This is a genomic window from Streptomyces sp. NPDC054047 (genome assembly GCF_055585065.1).
Genome location: NZ_JBVJKV010000001.1, coordinates 1,134,469 through 1,158,581, shown reverse-complemented (window position 1 = coordinate 1,158,581; position 24,113 = coordinate 1,134,469). Strand labels below are relative to the sequence as shown.

The window sequence follows — 24,113 nt, the reverse complement described above, 5'->3', positions numbered from 1 at the left end:
GGCCCGCCCCGCTCAGCGAATCTGACGCCCCGAAATCGCCCGCGCGATCACCAGCCGCTGGATCTCGCTCGTCCCCTCGAAAATGGTGTAGATCTTCGCGTCCCGGTACATCCGCTCCACCGGATGTTCCCTGCTGTACCCGGCACCCCCGAGCACCTGCACCGCCTTCTCGGTCGCCGAAACGGCCAGCTCGCCGGCGCGCAGCTTGGACATCGAGCCCTGCCCCGCGTCGAACGCCTTGTCGTTGCGCGCCATCCACGACGCCTGCCAGATCAGCAGCCGCACCGCCTCGATCTCGGTCCGCAGATCGGCGAGGGCGAAGGCGATGGACTGGTTCTCGATGATGGGGCGGCCGAAGGCGACCCGGGAGCCCGCGTAGTCGAGCGCGTACTCGTACGCGGCCCGCGCGATCCCCAGCGCCTGCGCGCCCACCGTCGGCCGGCTCACCTCGAAGGTCGCCATGGCGGCCTGCCCACGGCCTCCGGAACCCGACGCCGTCCCCTCGCGGGCCCGCGCGAGCCGGGCGTCGAGACGCTCCTTGCCGCCGAGCAGACAGTGCCCCGGCACGCGTACGTCGTCCAGGAACACATCCGCGGTGTGCGAGGCCCGAAGTCCCAGCTTCTTGATCTTCCGGGCGCCTTCGAGGCCCCGCGTGCCGGGCGGCACGATGAACGCCGCCTGCCCGCGCGAGCCGAGGGCCGGGTCGACGGACGCGACCACCACATGGACGTCGGCGATGCCGCCGTTGGTGATCCACGCCTTCTGGCCGGACAGGGTCCACTCGTCGCGTGCCTCGTCGTACGTGGCGCGCGTGCGCATCGCCGACACGTCCGAGCCCGCGTCGGGCTCGGATACGCAGAACGCAGCGACCTTGGGCTCGTCCTCGTCGCCGAAGCACTGCGGCACCCACTCGGCGAGCTGGTCGGGCGTGCCCGCGGAGAAGATCCCGGCCACCGCGAGCGACGTGCCGAACAGGGCCATGCCGATGCCCGCGTCGCCCCAGAACAGTTCCTCGTTGGCGATCTGCAGCGAGATTCCGCTGGGGTCGCCGAACAGCTCGGCCAGGGACTCGAATCCGTACAGGCCGATCTTGGCGGCCTCCTGGATGACGGGCCAGGGCGTCTCCTCGCGCTCGTCCCACTCGGCGGCCGCGGGCCGCACCACGTCGGCCGCGAAGCCGTGCACCCAGCCGCGCAGGTCCCGCTGTTCCTCGGTCAGTTCGAACGAGAAGGCCATGGTGTCTCTCCTTTCCGGAAGTCGGTGTGTCCGTCAGGCCTTCGGGATGTCGAAGTAGCGGGTCAGACCGGCGGCGAACGCCACGTCGCCCACGATCTTGATCTTGCGCATCATGAACATCGTCACGGGGCTCGCGTTGCCGGAGACCAGCTTGAGGAACTCGGCGTCGGCCATGACGAGCGTGACGCGCGGCTCGGCGTCCGAGCGGCCCTCGCGGACGGTGCAGGTGCCCGCCGAGATCTCCGTCTCGTGGACGATCTCGTCGACTCCCGTGATCTTCCAGCGGATCAGGGCCTCGACCGAGCCCGCCGCCTCCGGCTTGAACTGCCGGCCCATCCGCCCGAAGACCTCCTGGAGGACGCGGGCGCGCAGCTCGCCGTCCTGGGCGATCTCGGTGATCTCCTTGCCGGAGAGCCCCTTCACGATCTTCGCGAACTCCTCCGGAGTGACGCTCGCGAAGTCCAGACCGGCCACACCTTCCGCACCGCCGACACCGTCCGCCATGGCAATCTCCTTACTCAACAGTAAACTTACTAAGGGGTAAGGTAGCCCCGAGTCTGGGAGGCTGCAAGGGTGACGGTCAACGGGAGAACTGAGGGACGGCGTCGGCGCGTTCCGCGCCAGGAGCGCGAGCAGCAGATCATCGATGTGGCGGTGACGGTCTTCGCCAAGCGCGGCTACCACGCCGCGTCCGTGGACGAGATCGCCGAGCTCGCCGGGATCTCCAAGCCGATGGTCTATCTCTATCTGGACTCCAAGGAGGGGCTCTTCCTCGCCTGCCTGCGGCGCGAGGCCGACCGCCTGGTCGCCGCCTTCCAGGGCGCGGCGCAGGCCGGGGGCGGCGCGCCCGAACTGCGCCTGCACGCGGGCCTGTCGGCGTTCTTCGCGTTCGTCGCCGAGCACCGCGACAGCTGGGTCGTCCTGCACCGCCAGGCCTCGGAGCTGAGCGAGGCGATCGCCTCCGCCGTGGCCGACGCGCGGCGCGCGGTGATGGCCCAGGTCGCGGGGCTTGTCTCGGACGGCATCGCGGAGAGCGCGGGCGGCTCCCAACTGGACGACGAGGACGCCGATTTCGTCGCGCACGCGCTGGTGGGCGCGGCGGACTCGCTCACGGACTGGATGGGCGGGCATCCGGGCCAGTCCCCGGAGGGGGTCACCCTGCGGCTGATGAACATGGTGTGGGTGGGGATGGGGCGGGTGCTGGAGGGGGAGGTCTGGGTGCCGGGCGGGAGGGCCGCGGGGGCCTCCGCTTCGGCTCCTTCACCGGCTCCCTCGCCGGAGTGAGCGGTCTTGTCACCGGCGTGACGACCGCCCGCTGATTCTTCGCTGTCCGCCCCATTGAACTTTCCCTACGCCTGAGTAAGTTGACCTCCCAGTAAGTACGCACCGCATCATCTACTTCAGCCGGTAGCCGGGAGCCGTCATGGGCGTACGCAAGGATCTGAAACGGGCGCAGCGCCACAGTGAGCTGGCGGAGCGCGCCGCGGTGGAGCTCGTCCGGGACGAGCACGGCACCGTGCGCGAGGCGCGTACGCCCCGGCTCGCGGCGAAGGCCACCGCGGGCAGCACCGCCGACATCCCCTTCACCAACGCCGCCGAGGCGCCCGACGCGGTCGTCCTGCGCCGCAAGCAGGGCGGCCAGTGGCGTCCGGTCACCGCGGCGGCCTTCGCGCGTGAGGTCACCGCCACCGCGAAGGGGTTGATCGCCGCCGGGCTCCAGCCGGGCGGCCGGGTCGCGCTGATGTCCCGTACGCGGTACGAGTGGGCCGTACTGGACTTCGCGATCTGGGCGGCGGGCGGGCAGACCGTGCCGGTGTACGCGACGTCGGCGGCGGAGCAGATCGAGTGGATCGTGCGGGACTCGGGAGCGACGCTCCTGATCGCGGAGACGGCGGAGAACGTCGCGACGGCCGAGTCGGCGGTCGGGGGCCTCGCCGAGCCGCCGAGCCTCCTGAACATCGACGACGGCGCGCTTCTCGAACTGGCTTCGCTGGGGCGGGAGTTGTCCGACGAGGAAGTGACCAAGCGCAGGTCCGCGCTGGCCCCGGACTCCATCGCCACCATCTGCTACACGTCGGGCACGACCGGCAGGCCCAAGGGCTGCGTCCTGACCCACGGCAATCTGCACGCCGAGGCCGCGAACACCGTCGACCTGCTGCACCCGATCTTCAAGGAGATCACGGGCCAGGTCGCCTCCACGCTCCTCTTCCTGCCGCTGGCCCACATCCTGGGCCGCACCATCCAGATCGCCTGCATGCTCGCCCGCATCGAGCTGGGCCACTGCCCGAGCATCAAGCCGGACGAACTGCGGCCCGAACTGCGGTCGTTCAGGCCGACGTTCGTCGTCGGCGTCCCGTACCTCTTCGAGAAGATCCACGACACGGGGCGGGCGACCGCGGAGAAGATCGGGCGCGGGGCGTCCTTCGACCGCGCCGAGGGGATCGCGGTCCGGTTCGGTGAGGCATATCTGAACAAGTTCCTCGACAAGCGCGGCCCCGGCCCCTCCGTCGGCCTCCACCTCGGCTGGGCGCTGTACGAACTGCTGGTCTACCGCCGCATCCGCAAGGAGGTCGGCGGCAGGCTGCGCTACGCGATCAGCGGCGGCTCGCCCCTCGACCGGCGCCTCAACCTCTTCTTCTACGCCGCCGGGATCATCATCTACGAGGGGTACGGCCTGACGGAGACCACGGCCGCCGCGACCATCACGCCGCCGCTGAAGCCCCGCCCGGGCACGGTGGGACTTCCGGTGCCGGGCACCTCCATACGCATCGCGGACGACGGGGAGGTGCTCATCAAGGGCGGCATCGTCTTCGGCTCGTACTGGAACAACCCGGCCGCCACGGACGCCGTGCTGCGGGACGAGTGGTTCGCGACGGGTGACCTGGGGGCGCTCGACGGCGACGGCTATCTCACGATCACCGGGCGCAAGAAGGACATCATCGTCACGTCCGGCGGCAAGAACGTCTCCCCGGCGATCCTGGAGGACCGGCTGCGCAGCCGGGCGCCGGTCGGGCAGTGCATCGTCGTCGGCGACAACCGTTCGTACGTCGCGGCGCTCATCACCCTGGATCCGGAGGCCGTCGAGCACTGGCTCGCCGTACGCAAGCGCCCCAAGGACACCCCGCTCGCCGGACTGTGCCGGGACCCGAAGATGATCGCGGAGATCCAGAAGGCCGTGGACTATGCCAACACGGCGGTCTCGCGCGCCGAGTCCATCCGTAAATTCTCCCTGGTCGAGGGCGAGTTCACCGAGGACAACGGCCTCCTGACGCCGTCGCTGAAGATCAAGCGGCATGCGGTGGCGGCGGCGTACGCGGACGAGATCGAGGCGCTCTACGGTGAGTGAGGCGTACGACTTCGACGTGCTGGTGGTCGGCTCCGGGTTCGGAGGTTCGGTGGCCGCCCTGCGCCTGACGGAGAAGGGCTACCGCGTCGGCGTCCTGGAGGCGGGGCGCCGCTTCACCCGCGAGACACTGCCCAGCGACTCCTGGGACCTGAGGAACTACCTGTGGGCCCCGGCCCTCGGGCTCTACGGCATCCAGCGCATCCATCTCCTGCGCAACGTCATGGTGCTGGCGGGCGCGGGGGTGGGCGGCGGCTCGCTGAACTACGCGAACACCCTCTACGTGCCGCCGCCCGCCTTCTTCCAGGACAAGCAGTGGGCGGGCATCACGGACTGGCGGGCGGAACTCGCCCCGTACTACGACCAGGCCCGGCGCATGCTCGGCGTACGCCAGAACCCGACCACGACCGAGGCGGACGAGCACCTGCGGGCGGCGGCGGACCGGATGGGGGTGGCGGACACCTTCCGGCTGACGCCCGTGGGCGTGTTCTTCGGCGACGGGGCGGACGCGGGCGGCGAGGGCGCGGCTGCCGGCGGGGGTGATGGCGGGGGTGATGGCGTGCGGGCTGGCGGTACCGGTGGCGCCACCGGCTCCAGTCCGTCAACGGCCGGACCACGTCCGGAAGTTCCCGATCCGTACTTCGGCGGAGCCGGTCCCGCGCGGTCGGCCTGCACCGAGTGCGGCTCGTGCATGACGGGCTGCAAGGTCGGCGCCAAGAACACGCTCACCGAGAACTATCTCTACCTGGCCGAGCGGGCGGGCGCGGAGATCCGCCCGATGACGACGGTGGTGTCGGTGCGCGAGACCGCCGGGGGCCACGAGGTCGTGACGGTCCCCACCGCCAGGCGCCGCAGGGGCCGCCGCACCGTCCTGCGTGCCCGCCACGTCGTCCTCGCGGCGGGCACGTACGGCACCCAGACCCTGCTGCACCGCATGAAGGACGAGGGAGTCCTGCCCGGCCTCTCGGAGCGGCTGGGCAGGCTCACCCGCACCAACTCCGAGGCGCTGGTGGGCGCGGTGACCTTCCCGCGCCGCTACCGCAAGAAGCACGGGAAGGGCCGCCCCCTGGACTTCACCCGGGGCGTCGCCATCACTTCCTCCATCCACCCGAACCCCACCACGCACATCGAGAACGTCCGCTACGGCAAGGGCTCCAACCTGATGGCGCTGATCTGCGTCCCGCAGTACCGCCGCAACCTCCCCAAGCCGCTGGCCGCCGTGCTCGCCTTCCTCACCCACCCCCTGCTCGTGGCGCGCGTCGCGTCGACCCACCGCTGGTCGGAGCGCACGATCATCGGCCTCGTCATGCAGACCCACGACAACTCCCTCACCACCCGCCTGGGACGCCGCCGCCTCCTGACGGCCGAGCAGGGCCACGGGGCGCCCAACCCGGTCCACATCGCGGAGGGCTGGGAGGCGGCGGGCCTGGTGGCGGAGCGCATCAACGGCTTCGCCGGCACGAACCTGGGCGAGCTCCTCAACAAGCCCCTCACCGCCCACTTCCTGGGCGGCTGCCCGATCGGCGACTCGCCGACGACGGGGGTGATCGACCCCTACCACCGCCTCTACGGCCACCCGGGCATCTCCGTGGTGGACGGCTCGTCGATCTCCGCGAACCTGGGCGTGAACCCCTCGCTCACGATCACGGCCCAGGCCGAGCGGGCGATGGCGCACTGGCCCAACAAGGGGGAGGCGGACGGGCGTCCGGAGCAGGGTGCGCGATACGCCCGGGTGGCGGCGGTCGCACCGCGCACGCCCGCGGTGCCGAAGGGCGCGTTCGGGGAGCTGCGGCTGCCGGAATAGCGAGGGAATCCGCCCGTCCGCCCGGCGGGGACGACCGAGTACCGTGCCAAGGTCATCCGTGCCTCTTCGGCCGCCTCACACTCATCAGACGGGTAGCTCACTGTGCGTGCCATACAGTTCGACCGATTCGGCGGACCGGAAGTCCTCGACCTCGTCGATGTGCCGGAACCCGTGCCCCGGCCGGGGCAGTTGCCGATCACCGTCGAGGCCGCCGGGGTCAACTTCGCCGACACCCATCAGACGGACGGCTCGTATCTGGCCGCGGACCAGCTCCCGTACATTCCGGGCAGTGAGGTCGTCGGCAGGACCCCGGACGGGCGCCGGGTCCTCGCCAAGGTCAGGGGCGGCTACGCGGAGACGGCCGTGGCCGACGAGGCGGCGGTCTTCGAGATCCCCGAGGAACTGCCCGCCGCCCACGCGCTCGCCCTGCTGATGCAGGGAGTGACCGCCTGGCACCTGCTGCGCGGCGCGGCCCGTCTCACGGCGGGCGAGAGCGTCATGGTGCACTCGGCGGCGGGCGGCGTGGGCAGCATCGCCGTGCAACTGGCCAGGGAGTTCGGCGCGGGCCGCGTCCTGGCCATGGCCTCCACGCCGCGGAAGCGTGAGCTCGCCCTGAAGCTGGGGGCCGACGCGGCGGTCGACTACCCGCTGGACGAGCCGGTGGACGTGATCCTGGACGGCACGGGCGGCGCGCTCTTCGACCGGGCCCTGGACTCGCTGGCCGACTTCGGGCGCATCGTCACCTATGGAAGCGCCTCCCGCACCGGGTTCACGCCGCTGGACGACGCCCGTATGCGGTCCCTCAACGCGGCCGTCGTCGGCTTCTGGCTGCGCCCCACGCTGGCCCGGCCCGGCGCGTTCGCCGAGCCGCTGCGCGAGCTGCTCGACCTGACCGCGCGGGGGCGTCTGCGGCCGGTCGAAGGACCCTCCTACGCGCTGGCGGACGCGGGTCTGGCCCACCGCGACCTGCTGGACCGCAAGACGTCCGGGAAGCTGACGCTGCGTCCCTGAGCCCGGCACTCGCAGCGCCTCGGAACCAACCGCCGTGGCGGTTGGTTCCGAGGTCCGCGGATCAGGCCGCTGCGCCCCGCAGGGTCACGGTGAAGACCGTCGAGTCGTCCTGCGTGCCGGTGACCCGGACGTCGGAGCCCTCGACGGCCGCTTCGATCCAGCACGGCGCGTCGAACTCGACGTAGCGGTCGAAGGTGCTGCTCACCTGGTGGGCCTGCGGCGCGCCAGGTCCCGTCAGGGCGTGGGCGGCCTGGTGGGCGGCCTCGATCAGGGCGAGGCCGGGCACGTGGTCGACCGGGTGGTCGTAGAGGACGGCGTCGGAGGTGTCGGTGCGCAGCAGCCACCGGCCGGGCCGCTCGGCGGGCGAGATGGCGACGCGGCTCCGCTCGGCGCATCCGGCGAGGTCGGCGGGGGCGGCCGGGGCGCACGGCACCTGCTCCCAGTCGACCTGGAGGTGCTCGCCGCGCAGCCGGCGGTAGACGGCGGGGCCGATCCAGCTGAAGTCGAGGGTCGCGTCGCCGACGGCGCGGCCGTCGTGGCGGACGACGAATTCCACGCTCATCGCGCGGGGGCCGGTGCTGTGGCAGGTGACGTCCAGGACGAGGTGCACGGCTTCGTCAAGGGCGGCACGGAAGCCGGGGGAGAGGGAGAAGTCCAGGCGGTCCATGAGCGTCTGGTGGGAGAGCGGGACACCGCGTTCCGCGTGCGCGATCAGCAGGCAGGCCTGGCGGATCGTCTGCGTCAGGACCAGCGGGTCGTAAGGGGCCTCGCCGGTGGCCGGGGGCCAGGCGGCATTGACCATGTACTGGTCCGATCCGAGTCGCGTCCAGCCGGTGACGAGGGCCGACTCCTCCCGGTGCAGATGGAGGAACTCCTTGGGGACGGCCGCGATTTCACCGCCCCGCGGGGTCGCGCTCGGTATGGAATCGACGGACAGTACGTTGGACATGGATCCCCCCATGGTGTGGTTAAGGCGTGGCAGTTCAACCAATGCCAGTAACATACCGGCAGCCTGGTCTTTTTCAAGTAACGATGATCTTAAGGAGGCGTTAACCGTGGCGCGACAGGAGCGGGCAGTCCGGACCCGCAGAGCCATCTTGGAAGCAGCCGCGGCCGTCTTCGACGAGCGGGGCTACGAGGCGGCGACGGTCTCGGAGATACTCGAGCGGGCCGAAGTCACCAAAGGAGCCCTGTACTTCCACTTCTCGTCGAAGTCGGACCTGGCACGGGGCGTCCTCGACGACGCGGTGACCACCGAGGGCGTACGGCCGAACCGCCTCAAGCTGCAGGAACTGGTCGATGTGCTCCTGCTGTTGGCCTACCGGCTGCCGCGCGAGCCGATGCTCAGCGCGGCCCTGCGCATGTCGGTCGACCTGGAGGCGCGGCGCCTGTTCGGGACGCGCTGGCAGGACTGGACGGAGCTGCTCGCGGGGCTGCTGGGCGAGGCCCGCGAGCGCGGCGAGGTGCACGCGCACGTCGACGCGACGGAGACCGCGCGCATCCTGGTGTGCGCCTGGACCGGGACGAGCGTGGTGTGCGAAGGCCTGCCCGACGACTACGACCTGACCGTAGAGGTGGCCAAGCTGTTCCAGCTCGTCCTTCCCGCGATCGCCGCACCCCTGGTCCTCGCCAAGCTGGAGGTGTCGGTGGAACGCGCCGTCGCGCTGTACGCCGACATGCCGATGGCCAGGCTGGAAGCGTCCGGCATCACCCACTGAGTCCTCGCACCGGACGGCGCTCCCGGGCCCCGAGCCCGCCTACTTCGCGGCGAGCTCGGGTGCCGGTTCCGGTGCGGGCATCGGCGCGGAGGCCACGGAAACGTGCGGAAGGGCACGGCGCGCGAGCGCGGCCAGCGTGCGGCCGGGGCCGAAGTCGATCATCTGGTCGCAGCTCATGGAGTCCGCCAGGGTGCCGAGGGTCTCCAACCAGCGCACGGGACTGACCAGTTGACGCATGCACCGGTCGGCCCAGTCGCCGCCTTCGGCATGCGCACGCGCGTCCACGTTCGAGACCACGGGCCGGTGCACAGGGGCGAACCGGGCGGCGGCGAGAGCCGGCCGGAGCGCCTCGGCCGACGGCGCCATGAGCGGCGTGTGGCAGGCGGCGGAGACCGGGAGCACGGTGTAGCGCCAGCCGTCGTCGCGCGCGAGTTCCGCCCCGCGCCGGATGGCGCCCGCGGTGCCCGCGATCACCGTCTGGTGGTGGCTGTTGAGGTTGGCCACCCACACGCTCTCGCCGCTCTCGCGCACGCGCTCGGCGAGTGCCTCCACCTCCTCCGACGTCGCCCCCATCACCGCCGCCATGGCGCCTGGGGCGCGACGGGCCACGGCCGCCATCGCCCGGCCCCGCTCGCCGACGAGACGGGCGCCGTCGGTGACGGTCAGGGCGCCCGCGGCCACCAGCGCCGTGTACTCCCCGAGGCTGTGACCGGCGAACGCGGCCACCGGGGTGTCCGGCCGCGAGCGGCGGAACTCGAGCCAGGACAGCAGTGAGGCGCTGAAGACCGTGATCTGCGCCAGATCGGTCCGCCCGAGCAGCTCCGTGCCGGTCTCCAGGAGCAGCTCCTCGACGTCGTACCCCGAGGCCTCGGAGACGGTGGCGAGCACCTCCCACGACGGAGTACCGCGCCAGCGGGTGCCCAGGCCCTGCCGCTGCACGCCCTGCCCCGGAAAGAGCGCGGCCGTCGAAGAACCGGTGTTTTCGGAGGCCTGACCGGAACCCCGTTCCGGGCCCCGCTCGAAGTCCTGCTGAGTGACCACTGAGAAATCCTCCCGACAACAGCGTGCATCCGGCCGAACATGTCGCCAGACGATTGTCGGGAGCGTGAACTCAAGCCGGGAACAAGCGCCGGACAACTGTCCCCGGCGCGTGTCCGGCTTGAGTTGAACATTGGCCCGCACCCCCGATGCTGGTCTCCGTGCCCGCCAACTCCCCTGGACACAGGGGGTCTCGGGCGCATTCACGGACGTTATCGAGGGGGATGGATTCATGAAAGCCGAGGTTCCACGGGGTTTCCCACCAGGGGCGGAGAAGCTGGAATTCAAGAGGACCGTGGATCGCGCATCCCTGCACCGCTGGGCCATTTCCGAGGTCTTCCTCACGGACGCCAGGAAGACGAGCGACACGGAATACGTAGCCGCCGCACAGCTCCCGCCGGCCCACTCCTACTACGCCGACCGCTGCTCGCGCCTGGGCACACCGGACCCGCTCCTGGTGCTCGAATGCGCCCGGCAGGCGGAGACCTACGGCGGGCACGAGTTCTTCGGGGTGGCCAGGGACAGCAAGTTCCTGCTGCGCTCCTGGTCGATGTCGCTGCCCGGCCTGCTCACGGCGCCGCGCCAAGAGCGCCCCGGTGAGCTCGTCATGGGCGTGCGCACCGGTAACCGCAGGGGCGCCGAGGGCGATGTGCGCCGGCTCACCTACGACATCGACCTGACCCTTTCCCGGCACTACCTGGGCCGGGTGAGCATCGACGTGGGCTACATCCCCGGCCAGGTCTACGACACCGTCCGCGAGCGGGGCCGCGGCAGGCCGCTGGCGCCCTTCTCGGGGCTGCGCGGGACCGGTTCGTCCGTGCGGCCCTCGGACGTGGGCCGCTCCGACCCGGCGAACGTGGTCCTTGCGGACATCGCCACCGGATCGGACGGCGTCACGGCCACCATCCGCGTCCCGCTGGACAACCCCAGCATGTTCGACCACGCCCAGGACCACCTCCCCGGCATGGTCCTGATGGAGGCGGCCCGGCAGACCTGCCTCTACGCGGCCGCCGAACTCCTCGGCGCCTCGGTGTCCCACACCACCGTGACGGGCTTCGACTTCTCCTTCACGCGGTACGCCGAACTGGACGCCGCCACGAAGGTGCGCGTCACCAGGGCCGAGCCCGGCGCCGCCGCCGGACTGCACACGTTCCACGTGGAGTTCGAGCAGGACGGGGTGGTCGTCGCGTCCGGCGTGACGCACACCGCCACCCTTGCCGCCGCACGGATTCCTGAGGACGAGGACCGGGCGGCATGAGGGCACCGGACGGCATCCGCGTCACGGCCGCCGAATGGCTGCCCGCCACCACCGTCAAGGCGTCCGCCGCGGTCGCCGACGGGAAGGCCGCACCGGACGAGGCCGCGTCGATGGGGTACGAGCAACTCCCGGTGTCGGAGGGCGAATCGGCGCCCGAGATGGCCGTACGGGCGGGCCTGCGCGCCCTCGAACGGGCGGGCACCGCACCGGAGTCCGTCAGCGCCGTCCTGCACGCGTGGACGTACTACCAAGGCCACGACTTCTGGTCCCCGGCGCACTACGTGGCCGAGCGGACCGGCGCGGGCGGCGCGGTACCGACCGGCATCCAGCAGATGTGCAACGGCGGCGGCGCGGCCCTGGAGGCGGCGCTCCTGCGGCACATGGCGGTGGCCGGACACGGCCCCGTGCTCGTCACCACGGGAGACCGGTTCTGCGCACCCGGCTTCGACCGCTGGCGCGGTGACTACGGCGTCTGGTACGGCGACAGCGGTACCGCGGCCGTCGTCGACCGCGTCGCCCCGGGCGAGGGCGCGGGGGAGCGCGGGCTGCTGCTCCGGGCCCTCGTCACCGAGGCCGCCCCCGATCTGGAGGTCGTCCACCGGGACCTGGGCCGGTTCCAGGACGCCCCGCACACGGTCGGCGCCACCGTCGACGTACGACGGACGAAGAAGGCCTTCCTCACGGGCGCCGGGCGCGGGCCGTTCGTGGCCAGGCTGCGGGAGACCACCACCCGGGTCGTCGCCGCCGCGCTCGCCGACGCGGGCCTCGCCCCCGACGACCCCGCCCTGCGCGCCGTACTGCTGCCGCGCCTGGGACAGGCCACCACGCGGGACATCTACGGACCCGCGGTGGCCGCCGTCACGCCCGCCCCGGCGCTCGACCTCGGTACGGCGACCGGTCACCTCGGCGCCGGAGACCTGTTCTCCAACCTCGCGGCGCTGTCCGGCAGCAGAACCCCGGCGCTGCGCACCGGCGAGTACGCCGTGGTGCTGAGCGCGGGCGCGGGATTCACCTGGAGCGGCGTCGTCGTACGACGGCCGTGACCGCTCCCTCCCCCCCCATGACAGAGACGAGCTCCGTCCATGAGCAAGACGAAAGGCGTCAGGATGACGATTTCCCCGCGTGAGACCTCCGGGGGCGAGCGGCCCGTACTGGTCGTGGGAGCCGGCCCGGTCGGCCTGGTCCTGGCCTGCGAACTCCTCAGCCAGGGCGTGCCGGTGAGGATCATCGACGGCACCCCGGCCGGCTCCTCGCTGCACTCCCGCGCCATCGTGGTGTGGCCGCGCAGCCTCGAACTGCTCAGCCGCATCGGCGCCGCCGAACCGCTCGCCGAGGCGGGCAACCGGCTGGACGCCGTGACGTACTACTCGCAGAAGCGGCCACTCGGAGCCATCGAGATGAGCCGACTGCGGGACACCCCCTACCCGTTCGGGCTCGTCATCCCCCAGGACCGCACGGAGGACGTGGTCCGCGACCGGCTCATCAAGCTCGGCGGGCAGGTCGAGCAGGGCACGGTGACGGGGCTCGACAACACCGGCCGGCGGCCCGTCGCCGAAGTGGAGTGGACCGACGGACGCACCGAGCAGATCGAGGCGGACTGGATCATCGGCGCGGACGGCGCGCACAGCGCCGTGCGCCGCCTGGCCGGGATCGAGTTCCTCGGCAGCGGCGAGGACGTCCTCTTCGCGATCGGCGACGGCCCGATCGAAGGAGACCTGCACGGCAACGAACTGCTCTACTGCTACACCCGTGGTGGCGCACTCGGCCTCGCGCCGTTCGGCGACGGCCAGTTCCGGCTCGCCGTCAGCGTCCCCGGCTGGACCGAGGAGCACGCGCCGCCGCGCGACCTCTTCCAGCGCGTCATGGACGAGCGCGCGCCGCGCCCCGGCCTGATCGGGCCGCTGAAGTGGACCACGATCTTCCGCGCGCGGCGCCGGGTCGCGGAGACCCTGCGCGACGGCCGCATCTTCCTCGCGGGCGACGCGGGGCACATCTTCAGCGCGGCGGGCGCACAGGGCATGAACACCGGTATCCAGGACGCCGTGAACCTCGGCTGGAAGCTGGCGGGCGTCGTCCGCGGCACGCTGGAGCCGGGCATCCTCGACACCTACGACTCCGAGCGGCGCATGGCCGCCGAGCGGGTCGTCCTCACCACCGCCAAGCAGACGAGCTGGGGACTGTTCAAGGGGCGCAAGGAGGTCGCCGTCCGGGACACGCTGATACGGGCGGCCAGGCGCACCGGCGTACTGCAGCGGTTCGGCGCTCCCCTCATGGCCCAGCACGACGTCACCTACCGGAACGCCGACTCGCTCTGGCAGACGATGCCCGGACTCACCCGGGCCGTCCGCGCGGGCGACCGGCTCCCGGTCTTCAGCAAGCACGCCGGGCTGGAGGACGACTCTCCCGCGGGTGAGGGGCGTTGGCCCTCCGTCGACGCCGAGCGGCCCACGGTCCTGCTGTGGGCGGGCGAGCGGCAGGACGACGCCTGGGTCAAGCGGTGTGCCGCCCTGCGCGCCTCCCTGCCGGACACCTTCCCGGTACGCGACATCTCCGCGTGGCCGGGCTTCGCCCCGCTGCTCGGCAAGGAGCCGCGCGCGGTGCTCGTCCGCCCCGACGGCCACATCGCCGCGATCACCGAACTCGACCCCGCCGAGCTGCGGATGGCCCTGCGCCGCACGCGCGTCATGCTCGGCACGCTGCCCCGCACCGCGCGGGTCGGGAGCGAGACGGTCACGGAGCTGGGGGCCGGTGCGGCGGCGACCGTGACGCCACCGGCGGACAAGGCCGCCAAGGGCTCCGCTCCCGCCATGGCCGCCTCATGACCACCGCGGCCGTGGTCTGCGGACTCGGTGGCTCGCTGCCGGAGACCGTCGTGTCCAACGACGAGCTCGCCGCCCAGCTCGACACCTCGGACGAGTGGATCCGCACGCGGACGGGCATCAGCAGGCGGCACGTCATCAAACCCGGCGACGCCACATCCGACCTGGCGGTGGAGGCGGGGCGCAGGGCACTGGAGTCGGCCCGCGCGCAGGACGGCACGGCGGCGGACGCGATCGACCTGGTCGTGCTCGCCACCAGCACCCCCGACCACCCCTGCCCGGCCACCGCGCCCCTGGTGGCCCAGCGGCTCGGCCTGGGCGGCGTGGCCGCCTTCGACGTCTCCGCGGTCTGCACCGGCTTCGTCTACGCCCTCGCGGCCGCGGCCTCGATGCTGAGCGCGGGGACGGCCCGCCGTGCCCTGGTCATCGGAGCGGACACGTTCTCCACGATCCTCGACCCGCACGACCGCACCACGCGCGCCATCTTCGGCGACGGCGCGGGCGCGGTGGTGCTGCGCAGGGGGGAGGCCGGTGAACCGGGCGCGCTGCTCGGGTTCGACCTGGGCAGCGACGGCGCGGGCGCCGAGATGATCACCGTGCGGGCCGGCGGCTCCCGCCAGCGCTCCACCGGGCTCGCGGCGCCCGAGGGCGACCAGTGGTTCTCGATGGAGGGCCGCGCCGTGTTCACCGAAGCGGTCCTGAACATGAGCAAGTCCGCGCAGGAACTCATCGGCCGGATCGGCTGGGCGGGCGAAGGGCCCGACCGGGTGGTCGCGCACCAGGCGAACGTGCGCATCCTGCGCGCGGTGGGCGAACAACTGGGCCTGGACGAGAGCCAGATCGTCGTCAACCTCGACCGGGTCGGCAACACCGTGGCGGGTTCCATCCCGCTCGCGCTCGCCGACGCGATGGCCTCCGGCGAGCTCAGGCCGGGGCACCGAACGCTCCTGACCGGCTTCGGCGGGGGACTCACCTGGGGGTCCACGGCCCTCATCTGGCCGGAGCTGGCCACCGTACCCACCCACATCGACGCATGACGAGAGGAACAGCCATGACCACGGCGACCGAGACGCAGAAGATCAAGAGCCTGCTGGTGACCATCCTGACCGAGAAGTTCGGACTGCCCGCGGACGAGGTGCTCTCCGGGGCCTCCTTCGAGGAGCTCGACATCGACTCGCTCATCCTCGTCGAACTCGGCCTGATCCTGCGCAAGGAAATAGGCATCGTGCTGGAGGAGGGCGAACTGAAGTCCTCGTTCACCCTCGACGACGCGGTGGCGGTCATCGAGGCCAAGGGCCCCCGGGTGTGAGCGGCACCTCCGCGAGCACCGTAGCGATCACCGGAATCGGCCTGGTCACCCCGGCAGGCTCCGGCGTCGAGGAGAACTGGAAACGCGTCAGCTCCGGCGTCTCCGCCGCCGCGCCCGACCCCCTGCTGCACGGCATGGAAGTCGACTTCTCCTGCCGGGTGCCCGACTTCGACGCCAACGACCTGCTCGGCAGGCGTACGGCCTGGAAGCTGGACCGCTTCGTGCAGCTCGCCCTGGTCGCCGCCCGGCAGGCGGTCGCCGACGCGGGGCTCGACTCCGCGAGCTGGGACGCGGCCAGGGTCGGTGTGGTCCTTGGCAACTCCCTGGGCGGGACCGCGACGTTCGAGCAGCAGCACCGCGTCTACTACGACGGCGCACCCGAGGACGTGTCGCCCCTGATGATCCCCATGGGCATGGTCAACATGGTGGCCGGATACGTCGCCATGGACCAGCGCGTCCACGGCCCGAGCCTGGTCACGGCCACGGCCTGCGCCTCGGGCGCCTCCGCCGTCGGCACCGCGCGGCAGTGGCTCGACGCGGGCCTGTGCGACGTCGTGCTGGCCGGCGGCACGGAATCCGCGATCAGCCCGGCCACCATGACCGGCCTGTCCCGGATGGGCGCGCTGTCCGGCCGCAGGGGCGATCCGGGCGCCGCGTCCCGGCCCTTCGCCGCGGACCGGGACGGCTTCGTCGCCGGCGAGGGGGCCGCGGTGCTCGTCCTGGAACGCGAGCGGGACGCCAGGGCCAGGGGCCGGCGCGGATACGCGCGGATCGTCGGATTCGGCGCGTCGTCGGACGCCCATCACGCAACTGCCCCTGACCCCCAAGGCGCCGGTCTCGAAAGGGCGTTGCGCACCGCGCTCGCCGACGCCGGTGTCACCCCGGCCGACGTCGACCACGTCAACGCCCACGGCACGTCGACGCCGCTGAACGACCTGACCGAGGCGCGCGCCCTGCGCCGGGTGCTCGGCCACGGCCCGGCGGTCACCTCGACCAAGGGCGTCACCGGCCACACCCTGGCGGCCGCCGGAGCCGTCGAGACCGCCTACACGGCGCTCGCCCTGCGGCACGGCGTCGTCCCGCCGACGGCCAACGTGACGGAACTCGACCCGGAGATCGACATCGACGTGGTCACCGGCACGGCCCGGCACGCGCCGCTGGAGGTGGCGGTCAGCACCTCCCTGGGATTCGGCGGGCACAACGCTGCCCTCGTCCTGACCACGCCCTGAACACCCACGCAACCACCGGACAGGAGCATCAGTGAAGACACGTCAACTCGCCGACGGGGGACCGGTCGTCGGGGCGATCGGCCTCGGCTGCATGGGGATGAGCTGGGGGTACGCCGAGTCCCGGCGCGACGACGAGCAGTCCGTCGCCGTGATCCGCCAGGCCGTCGACGCGGGCGTCACCCACCTGGACACCGCCGACGCGTACGGCGACGGCCACAACGAATCCCTCGTCGGACGCGCCCTGGAGGGACGCGCGGACGACGTGGTCGTGGCCACCAAGGTCGGCATCGTCGTGGACGACCTGGCCACCCGGGCCCTGAGCCGGGACGGCTCGCCCCGCCACATCAAGGAGTCCGTCGAGGCATCCCTGCGCCGCCTGCGCAGGGAGACCCTGGACCTGTACTACCTGCACCGCGTGGACCCGCAGGTCCCGCTCGAGGAGTCCTGGGGCCAGCTCGCCGAGCTCGTGCGCGAGGGCAAGGTGCGCCGCATCGGCCTCTCCGAGGCGACCGTGCGGCAGGCGGAGACCGCCCACCGCCTCCACCCCGTGTCGGCCGTCCAGTCCGAGCTGTCGCTGTGGACGCGTGACGCGCTGGCCCCCGGCGCGGACATGGTCGGATGGTGCGCCGACCACGGAGCGGCGTTCGTGCCGTTCGCCCCGCTCGGCCGGGGATTCCTGACCGGGGCGTTCGCCTCGCCCGCCTTCGAGGACGGCGACTTCAGGGCGAGCAACCCCCGGTTCGCCGACGAGGCGTTCACCGCCAACCTGCGCATCGTGGAGACCGTACGCGACATCGCCGCCCGGCACGGGGCGACTCCCGCGCAGGTGGCCATCGCCTGGACGCTGGCCCAGGGGGAGCACGTCCTCCCGATCCCGGGCACCAAGAACCCGCGCTACCTGGCCGAGAACATCGGGGCCGCGTCGCTGGAGCTGACCGTGGACGACGTGGCCGAGCTCGACCGGGTGCCCGCGCCCGTCGGCAGCCGGTACTGAGGGGCGTACGTCATGGCAGCGACACCTTCCGACCCCGGCCGGGCACCCGACCCCGGCCCTGCGCCCGCCCCCGGTCCGGCGCCCGCCTCCGCCGCCGTCGTCGGGCTCGGCGCCACCGGCACCGAGCTGGTCCGCCGCCTCGTCGCGGCGGGTATCCGCACGACCGGGGTCGAGCCGGACGCCCGAGCCGCCGCGCGCGCCCGAGCCGCGACCCCCTCCGACCTGCTCACCGTCACCGACGACCTCTCGGCGACCGCCGCGGCAGAGGTGGTCTTCGAAGCGCTGCCGGAGCCCGAGGCCCGCAAGCGTGCCGTCCTGCGGGCCCTGGCCCTCTACACCGGCGCCCCCGTGGTGACCACGGCGCTCACCACACCGGTGGCCGAACTGGCGGACCCGGAAGGGGCCGAGCTGCTCGCCCTGCGGTTCGTCCGCGCCGACCGTCTCGACACCGCCGAGCTGGCCAGGGCCCCGCACACGTCGGACGCCACCGCGGCCCGCGTCACGGAGCTCCTGAAGGGCATGGGCATCACCCCGTACGCGGTGCCCGACCGCCCGGGGTCCCTCGCCCCCGCCCTCCTGTTCGGCATCCTGAACCAGGCGGCCTGGACCTACCACGACGGCTACGCCGACCGGGAGTCCCTCGACACGGCGCTGCGCCTGGGCTGCGGCTGGGACGAGGGCCCCCTGCGAATCCTGGACGCCATCGGCCACCGCACGGCCCGCGACATCCTGGAGGGGCTGCACCAGCGCCTGGGCGACCGCTACGACCCGGCCCCCCTCGTCGCCGAACCGGCGGCACCGGCAGATCGGCCGCCCCGGGCCGCCGACCCGGGCGTCGACACCGTCGCCGTGATCGGCTCGGGCACGATGGCCACCGGCATCGCGGAGGTGTTCCTGCGCGCCGGCCACCGCGTCCTGCTGGTGGCCCGCACCGAGCGGAAGGCGGAAGACGCCCGCGAAGCCGTCGAGTTCGGCCTCCAGCGCTCCGGCACCGGCCCCGAGGACCTCGCGGATGCGCTCGCCCGCTGGACCGGGACCACCGACCTGGCGCGGGCCGCGGACGCGGATCTCGTGGTGGAGGCCGTCGTCGAGGACCTGGCGGTCAAACGGACCCTGTTCGCCGACCTCGACCGGGTGTGCCGGCCGGGGACCCTGCTCGCCACGACCACCTCCAGCCTCCCCGTGCACGCCGTCGCGGAGGCCACAGGCCGCCCGCAGGACGTCCTCGGACTGCACTTCTTCAACCCGCCGCCCGCCATGCGGCTGGTGGAACTGGTCCACGGCAAGCACACCGGGGACGCCGCGCTGCACAGGGCGCGCGCCGTCCTCGACCGTCTGGGCAAGGTCCCGGTGGAGTGCGCGGACCGCACCGGCTTCCTCGTCAACGCGCTGCTCTTCCCCTATCTGAACGACGCCCTGGGGCTGCTGGGCGCGGACGGGGTGCGGCCTGCTCTCCTCGACTCCGTCATGAAGTCCGTCGGACAGCAGCCGCTCGGGCCCACCCGGCTCCTGGACACGGTCGGCGCCGATGTGGCCCTGGAGGTCCAGCGCCGCCTCCACGAGGACACGGGCAGGCCCGAACTGGCTCCCGTACGCCTCCTCGAACAGCTCGTGGCCGACGGCTTCCTGGGACGCAAGAGCTCGGGGCGCGGCGTACGCGCGTATCTGACCGCCCAGGAACGGCCCGCCGCGGCCTGAGCCGCCCCGCATTCCACCCGTACGGCGCTCACCAGCTCCACCGCACCCGGGAGACCCAGTGACTCCCGGCGGCGCCAGCGACATCCGACCACCGAAAGGCGACACGACATGTCCCGCTCCTTCCTGACCCCCCGTCGGCGCAAGCTCGGTTACGGCGTCCTCGCCGCGGCCCTGTGCTTCACCGCCGGCGGGGTCGCAAACGCCACCACGTCCGGTACGGCCGACCCCGGCCCGATCACCAGCGAGACCCTCTCCGAGGGCCGGTCCGAGCTGCCCTTCAAGGTGAACGCGGACGGGCCGCGCCACCTCGTCTTCCGCAAGGCCGTCATCCCGCCGGGTGCCAACACGGGCTGGCACTACCACCAGGGCGAGGAGATCGCGGTCATCAAGTCCGGGACGCTGACCCGCTACAACGGCTCCGACTGCAAGGCCCGCGTCATCAGGCCCGGCGACGCGCTGGTCGAGCCCACCGGGCCCGAAGAGGTTCACTACGGCGTCAACAAGGGCACCGAACCGGTGGTCCTCTACATCACCGACGTGCTCCCGGAAGGCGCGGGCTTCTCGACCCCGGCGCCCGACCCGGGCTGCGACACGTCGAAGTGAGCCCGCAGCAGCCCGAAAAGCCCCCGCGGCCCCCCGCGTTCCTCGAGGAATGGACCTCTCTCATGCTCGCCGCCGTGCACCCGACACCGCCCGCCGGGCATCAGCCCCCGCCGGTGGCCGGCACGGCCCGCGGCCCGCTCGCCCTGGTCGGCACGCTGCTGCCGCGGACCGTGACGTTCCTCGCGTTCGAGGGCGAGGCCGGTCATGCCTGAGAGGCCGGTCAAGACCGGGAGGGGCGGGGAAGGGGTGGCCAAGGGCAGCGCCCCCATCGCGGTGGCCTTCTTCGACGTGGACGAGACCCTGCTCACCTTCAAGAGCATGTTCCGTTTCCTCGCCCACCACTTCGCGGCCAGGGGCCTGCCGCCCGAGCGGTACCGGCAGGCCGAGGCGGACCTGCGGGCCAGGGCCGCCGCCGGAGTCACACGCTCCGAGACCAACCGCGACTACTACCGCCACTACGCCGGACAGCCGGTGGAGGAAGTGATGCGGCACGGCCGCGAGTGGTTCGCCGGCGAACTGGCGGGCGGCGGCGCGCTGCACGCTCCCGCGGTGGCCGCCCTGGAACGGCACCGCGCGGCGGGCGCGCTCACCGTCCTCGTCTCCGGCTCCTTCGCACCCTGTCTGGAGCCGGTCCGTGAACTCCTGGGCGCGGACCTGCTGCTGTGCAGCGAACCGGAGCGTGCGGACGGCCGCTACTCGGGGCACCTGGAGACCCCGATGATCGGCGACGAGAAGGCCAACGCGGCCCTGAAGCTCCTGGCGGAACGGGGCCTGGCCCCCTCCGAGGCGTCCGCCTACGGCGATCACGCGTCGGACCTGTCCCTGCTGAAGGCCGTGGGCCACCCGGTGGCCGTGGGCGACGACACCGTGCTCGCCGCGTACGTCGCCGAGGCGGGCGGCAGCAGACTGCCGGGCGTGCCGGTCTGAGCCGACGTGCCGATGTGTGTGGGGGGTGCCGCTGTCGCGGCACCCCCCACACGCGTACACGGCATCGGTTCCACCCGGCTCAGGACGCGACTCCCGACAGGGCCAGGAACTGCTCGTCCGGCTCGTCCTGCAGCAGCACGTGGTGCAGGGTGTTGATGGTGGGGGACGGGGAGATGCCCAGGCTGTCCTTCATCCGGTTCCTCAGCTGCTGGTAGACCTCCAGCGCCCCGACCCTGCGCCCCGAGGAGTACAGCGCCCGCATGAGCTGCGCGTGCACGTGCTCGTGGTAGGGGTGCTCGGTCACCAGCTCCCGCGCCTCCTCGACGGCTTCCTGGGTGCGCCCCATCCGCAGCATCGCGTCGACCAGCAGGGTCCGTGCGCCCAGGTGCAGTTCGACCAGCCGCTGGACGTGCGGCGTCAGGAGCCGGCCGGTCCGTACGTTGGCCAGCGGCCGCCCGTGCCACTGCGTGAGGCCCTGGCGCAGCAGGCGTTCGGCCTCGGCCGCGTCATCGCGGGCGAAGGCCTCCCTGCTGTCCTGGACGAGCCGTTCGAACACGGGCTTGTCCCACTCGCCGTCGCCGACGTTGAGCAGATAGCTGTTCCCGTCCGTGATGAGGCGCTCCGCCGCCACGTCCTTGACCGTGCTGCCGGTGGCCTCGGCCATGGCGCGGCGGATCAGGCCCACGTACGTCTGCAGCGCCGTCATCGCGGTGCGCGGCGCGACGCCTCCCCAGATCTCGTCGATGAGCGTGGGCATGCTGACGCGTTGACCGGCCCGCAGCGTGATCAGCGCCAGAGCCTGGCGCTGCTTGGGAGCGGTCGGGGTGATGTCGCGTCGGTCGACGAGAAGGGCCAGGTTTCCGAGTGTGCGGAACTCCATCGAGTCCTCCCGAATAAACCGCGATGGCGGTTTGTTTTTGGTAAAAAAAGAGAGCGCGCACCGACCGCTTCCTGAGTGCATGGCTCCATCGACATGCCCCCACCCGCAGCGTTGGCCGATGCGCGATTCCCCCTGAGTCTCTGTCACGTACGAGCACAGCGGTGCCAGTACGTGAATGAATCCTGCACCACAGCGGTGAGTTCAGACAACATGACCAGGCAAAACTGTCGGGAACTTGCGATGATCCCGCAGTGATGAAAAATTCCGACACTCTCGATGCCGCCGACAGCCGTGTGGTCGCCGCTCTGCAACTGAACCCGCGCGCCGGAAGCGGTGAAATCGGAAGAGCCCTCGGCGAGCACGAACGCACCGTGGCCAGGCGAATCCAACGCCTCGTGGCCTGGCGGGTGATTCATCCGACGGCACTCTTCGATCCGGCGCGCAGCGGCCTGGGGAGCGCGGTCCAGCTCCGCCTCGAAGTGGAGAGGGGCTGCGTGGAGCGGGCCGCCCGTACCCTCGCGCAGTGCCCGGACATAAGGCGCGTCGTCGCCGTCAGCGGTCGAAGCGACGTCCTGTGGTGCGAGGTCGTGGTCGCCGGAGGTGGCGGACTTCACACCCTGATGACGGACGGGATACCCGACGTCACCACGGTCGAGAAGTTCCATGTCGGCACCACGCTGCGGACGTTCACCACGGTCGCCGAGTGGCACGCGCCCGTCCTCACGACGGCCGAGGAACGCGCCCTGCGGGCGGGTGCGGTGCGGCTCATCTCACCGCTCGAGGACCGGTACGAGCTGACCACCACCGATCACCGCGTCGCGGCGGCGCTGATCAGGAACGCGCGGATCAGCCTCACCGACATGGCCGGCGAGCTCGGATTCTCCGTGGCGACCGCGGGCCGCCGGGTCAACTCCCTGCTGGCGCGCGGCATCCTGAGCCTGCGCACCGAGATCGAACCCGCGCTGCTCGGGCTGCCCGTGCAGGCCCAGATCTGCCTCAAGGTCAGCCCGGCCGGCCTGGACTCCGTCGGGTCCGCCCTGGCCGCCTGCCCGCAGGTGCGCTACTGCGCGGCGATCACCGGGACGCACAACCTGATCCTGGAGGTCGCGGTGGCGCACGAGGCCGACCTCTACCGCTTCTTCGGCGAGGAGTTGGGGAGTATTCCGCACATCGCGGATTTCTCCTGTGAACTCATCACGCATGCCTACAAGCGCGGCTCCGTGATCAAGGATGCGGAATCCGAAGGGGAAAGGAGCCGCTCCAGTTTGTGACGCGCCTCACTGTCGCGCGGCAAATGCACGGAGACCCGCAGGTCCTGCCGTGTCGAAGGATGCATGACGAGGTGATCAAATGTCATCTCGCCCATGACCGGATGGACCACCGCCTTCGTGCCGTTCGATTCCGCACGCACTTCGTGCTGATCCCACAATTGCGCGAATTCCGGGCTCCTTTCGTAAAGCCCGCGCTGAATCGCGGTGAATCGCGCGTCATCGGGAAACGACGCCGCGGCGCTCCGGAAGTCGGCCACGACCTGAGGCGCGAGGGTGGACCAGTTGGTGAAGAAGTGCCGGTATCTCGGCTCGGTGAAGAACAGGACCAGGCAGTTCTGACCACGGCGCGGCACGCCGAACACCGCCTGCGCCGAGGAGTTGGTCAGGACGTAGTTCCACCAGCGGTCGAGGACGTAGGCGGGATACGGCGACCATGAGTCCATGAGCCGTTCGAGCTCGGGCATGGGAGCCGTGTCCGCCGCCGCCACCGCGGGCGGCGGGTTGAGCCCCACCAGGCGGTAGAAGTACCCGCGTTCGGCGGAGTCGAGGCTCAGGACGCGGCTGATCGACTCGACGACGGAGTCCGAGACCTTGATGACCCGTCCCTGTTCGAGCCAGGTGTACCAGGAGACGCCGATACCGGCGAGCGTGGCCACCTCCTCGCGGCGCAGGCCAGGGGTCCGCCGCAGGCCGCGGCCGGGGAGGCCGACGTCCTCGGGCATCACCCTGGCGCGGCGCGTGCGCAGGAAGTCACGCAGGTCCTCCCGTCGCGGCCTGGCCTGAACCGCACGGACGGCTGTGGTGTGGGTGGTGGTCATAACACCACCATAAGTTGGCTCTACTCATGTCTCGGCAATAGCGAGCATGATGCTCCACGTGAGCACGAACCTGCCTCGTACGGGGACTCTTCTCCCGTCGAGGCACCCGCAGCGAAGAAGCTGCCCCTCCGCAGGCCGACTGCACGCAGGCTGCCCT

24 protein-coding genes are annotated in these 24,113 nt (G+C 71.8%); 17 read left to right on the top strand and 7 right to left on the bottom strand.

Annotation, left to right across the window (positions count from 1 at the left end; translation table 11 throughout):
• Positions 1–12: 12 nt before the first annotated feature.
• Complete coding sequence (locus tag ACZ6ZP_RS05240) at positions 13–1,236, bottom strand: acyl-CoA dehydrogenase family protein (RefSeq protein ID WP_361470074.1); 1,224 nt, start codon at positions 1,234–1,236, stop codon at positions 13–15.
• 33 nt (positions 1,237–1,269) lie between these two features.
• A complete protein-coding gene (locus ACZ6ZP_RS05235) occupies positions 1,270–1,740 on the bottom strand; it encodes an SCP2 sterol-binding domain-containing protein (RefSeq protein ID WP_351164592.1) in 471 nt (156 codons plus the stop codon).
• Positions 1,741–1,809: 69 nt separating this feature from the next.
• On the opposite strand from ACZ6ZP_RS05235, the gene ACZ6ZP_RS05230 reads away from it, so the two are divergent.
• From ACZ6ZP_RS05230 to ACZ6ZP_RS05215, 4 genes are all read left to right on the top strand, one after another.
• Positions 1,810–2,520, top strand: coding sequence for a TetR/AcrR family transcriptional regulator (locus ACZ6ZP_RS05230; protein WP_351164590.1), 711 nt, complete (start codon positions 1,810–1,812; stop codon positions 2,518–2,520).
• 139 nt (positions 2,521–2,659) lie between these two features.
• A complete protein-coding gene (locus tag ACZ6ZP_RS05225; RefSeq protein ID WP_469405581.1) occupies positions 2,660–4,582 on the top strand; it encodes an AMP-dependent synthetase/ligase in 1,923 nt (640 codons plus the stop codon).
• Positions 4,530–6,383 (top strand): GMC family oxidoreductase, encoded by a 1,854-nt coding sequence (locus ACZ6ZP_RS05220; RefSeq protein WP_351164588.1) that lies wholly within the window; start codon positions 4,530–4,532, stop codon positions 6,381–6,383. The genes ACZ6ZP_RS05225 and ACZ6ZP_RS05220 overlap by 53 nt, the downstream gene beginning before the upstream one ends.
• A 102-nt stretch (positions 6,384–6,485) precedes the next feature.
• On the top strand, positions 6,486–7,394 hold the full coding sequence (locus ACZ6ZP_RS05215) for a quinone oxidoreductase family protein (protein ID WP_351164587.1): 909 nt from the start codon (positions 6,486–6,488) through the stop codon (positions 7,392–7,394).
• A 61-nt stretch (positions 7,395–7,455) separates the two neighbouring features.
• Here ACZ6ZP_RS05215 and ACZ6ZP_RS05210 read toward each other — a convergent pair whose 3' ends face one another.
• Complete coding sequence (locus tag ACZ6ZP_RS05210) at positions 7,456–8,343, bottom strand: ScbA/BarX family gamma-butyrolactone biosynthesis protein (protein ID WP_351164586.1); 888 nt, start codon at positions 8,341–8,343, stop codon at positions 7,456–7,458.
• Positions 8,344–8,449: 106 nt separating this feature from the next.
• Here ACZ6ZP_RS05210 and ACZ6ZP_RS05205 point away from each other — a divergent pair, with 106 nt between their 5' ends.
• Positions 8,450–9,112, top strand: a complete 663-nt coding sequence (locus ACZ6ZP_RS05205; protein ID WP_351164585.1) for a ScbR family autoregulator-binding transcription factor — start codon at positions 8,450–8,452, stop codon at positions 9,110–9,112.
• A 39-nt stretch (positions 9,113–9,151) separates the two neighbouring features.
• Here ACZ6ZP_RS05205 and ACZ6ZP_RS05200 read toward each other — a convergent pair whose 3' ends face one another.
• Positions 9,152–10,153 carry an ACP S-malonyltransferase gene (locus ACZ6ZP_RS05200; RefSeq protein WP_383822611.1) on the bottom strand — a complete coding sequence of 334 codons (1,002 nt, stop codon included), beginning with the start codon at positions 10,151–10,153 and terminating at the stop codon, positions 9,152–9,154.
• A gap of 292 nt (positions 10,154–10,445) precedes the next feature.
• Between ACZ6ZP_RS05200 and ACZ6ZP_RS05195 the strand changes: the two genes are divergently transcribed.
• From ACZ6ZP_RS05195 to ACZ6ZP_RS05145, 11 genes are all read left to right on the top strand, one after another.
• Entirely contained in the window at positions 10,446–11,408 is a 963-nt protein-coding gene (locus tag ACZ6ZP_RS05195; RefSeq protein WP_351164582.1) for an AfsA-related hotdog domain-containing protein, read from the top strand.
• Entirely contained in the window at positions 11,405–12,451 is a 1,047-nt protein-coding gene (locus tag ACZ6ZP_RS05190; protein WP_383822614.1) for a beta-ketoacyl-[acyl-carrier-protein] synthase family protein, read from the top strand. The genes ACZ6ZP_RS05195 and ACZ6ZP_RS05190 overlap by 4 nt, the downstream gene beginning before the upstream one ends.
• A 39-nt stretch (positions 12,452–12,490) precedes the next feature.
• Entirely contained in the window at positions 12,491–14,230 is a 1,740-nt protein-coding gene (locus ACZ6ZP_RS05185) for an FAD-dependent monooxygenase (RefSeq protein ID WP_351164580.1), read from the top strand.
• Positions 14,227–15,264 carry a beta-ketoacyl-ACP synthase III gene (locus ACZ6ZP_RS05180; RefSeq protein ID WP_351164579.1) on the top strand — a complete coding sequence of 346 codons (1,038 nt, stop codon included), beginning with the start codon at positions 14,227–14,229 and terminating at the stop codon, positions 15,262–15,264. Before ACZ6ZP_RS05185 ends, ACZ6ZP_RS05180 begins: the two co-directional genes overlap by 4 nt.
• A 14-nt stretch (positions 15,265–15,278) precedes the next feature.
• The gene (locus ACZ6ZP_RS05175) at positions 15,279–15,536 is read left to right on the top strand and encodes an acyl carrier protein (protein ID WP_351164578.1); all 258 of its coding nucleotides are present in this window, start codon (positions 15,279–15,281) and stop codon (positions 15,534–15,536) included.
• Complete coding sequence (locus ACZ6ZP_RS05170) at positions 15,533–16,765, top strand: beta-ketoacyl-[acyl-carrier-protein] synthase family protein (RefSeq protein WP_361470093.1); 1,233 nt, start codon at positions 15,533–15,535, stop codon at positions 16,763–16,765. Before ACZ6ZP_RS05175 ends, ACZ6ZP_RS05170 begins: the two co-directional genes overlap by 4 nt.
• Before the next feature lie 31 nt (positions 16,766–16,796).
• On the top strand, positions 16,797–17,759 hold the full coding sequence (locus tag ACZ6ZP_RS05165; RefSeq protein ID WP_469405578.1) for an aldo/keto reductase: 963 nt from the start codon (positions 16,797–16,799) through the stop codon (positions 17,757–17,759).
• 12 nt (positions 17,760–17,771) lie between these two features.
• Complete coding sequence (locus tag ACZ6ZP_RS05160; protein WP_469405577.1) at positions 17,772–19,457, top strand: 3-hydroxyacyl-CoA dehydrogenase family protein; 1,686 nt, start codon at positions 17,772–17,774, stop codon at positions 19,455–19,457.
• A gap of 108 nt (positions 19,458–19,565) precedes the next feature.
• On the top strand, positions 19,566–20,060 hold the full coding sequence (locus ACZ6ZP_RS05155; RefSeq protein WP_399977282.1) for a cupin domain-containing protein: 495 nt from the start codon (positions 19,566–19,568) through the stop codon (positions 20,058–20,060).
• A gap of 62 nt (positions 20,061–20,122) precedes the next feature.
• Entirely contained in the window at positions 20,123–20,272 is a 150-nt protein-coding gene (locus ACZ6ZP_RS05150) for a hypothetical protein (protein WP_351164573.1), read from the top strand.
• Positions 20,265–20,987, top strand: a complete 723-nt coding sequence (locus ACZ6ZP_RS05145; protein WP_469405575.1) for an HAD family hydrolase — start codon at positions 20,265–20,267, stop codon at positions 20,985–20,987. Before ACZ6ZP_RS05150 ends, ACZ6ZP_RS05145 begins: the two co-directional genes overlap by 8 nt.
• Before the next feature lie 79 nt (positions 20,988–21,066).
• Here ACZ6ZP_RS05145 and ACZ6ZP_RS05140 read toward each other — a convergent pair whose 3' ends face one another.
• Positions 21,067–21,867: an AfsR/SARP family transcriptional regulator gene (locus tag ACZ6ZP_RS05140; protein WP_351164571.1), complete on the bottom strand. Its 801-nt coding sequence runs from the start codon at positions 21,865–21,867 to the stop codon at positions 21,067–21,069.
• A gap of 143 nt (positions 21,868–22,010) precedes the next feature.
• A complete protein-coding gene (locus tag ACZ6ZP_RS05135) occupies positions 22,011–22,229 on the bottom strand; it encodes a hypothetical protein (RefSeq protein ID WP_351164822.1) in 219 nt (72 codons plus the stop codon).
• Between ACZ6ZP_RS05135 and ACZ6ZP_RS05130 the strand changes: the two genes are divergently transcribed.
• Complete coding sequence (locus ACZ6ZP_RS05130; RefSeq protein ID WP_366462025.1) at positions 22,161–23,138, top strand: Lrp/AsnC family transcriptional regulator; 978 nt, start codon at positions 22,161–22,163, stop codon at positions 23,136–23,138. The two genes, ACZ6ZP_RS05135 and ACZ6ZP_RS05130, sit on opposite strands and share 69 nt — an antisense overlap.
• Here the strand turns inward: ACZ6ZP_RS05130 and ACZ6ZP_RS05125 are convergent.
• The gene (locus ACZ6ZP_RS05125) at positions 23,072–23,956 is read right to left on the bottom strand and encodes a helix-turn-helix transcriptional regulator (protein ID WP_351164570.1); all 885 of its coding nucleotides are present in this window, start codon (positions 23,954–23,956) and stop codon (positions 23,072–23,074) included. The two genes, ACZ6ZP_RS05130 and ACZ6ZP_RS05125, sit on opposite strands and share 67 nt — an antisense overlap.
• Positions 23,957–24,113 lie beyond the last annotated feature (157 nt).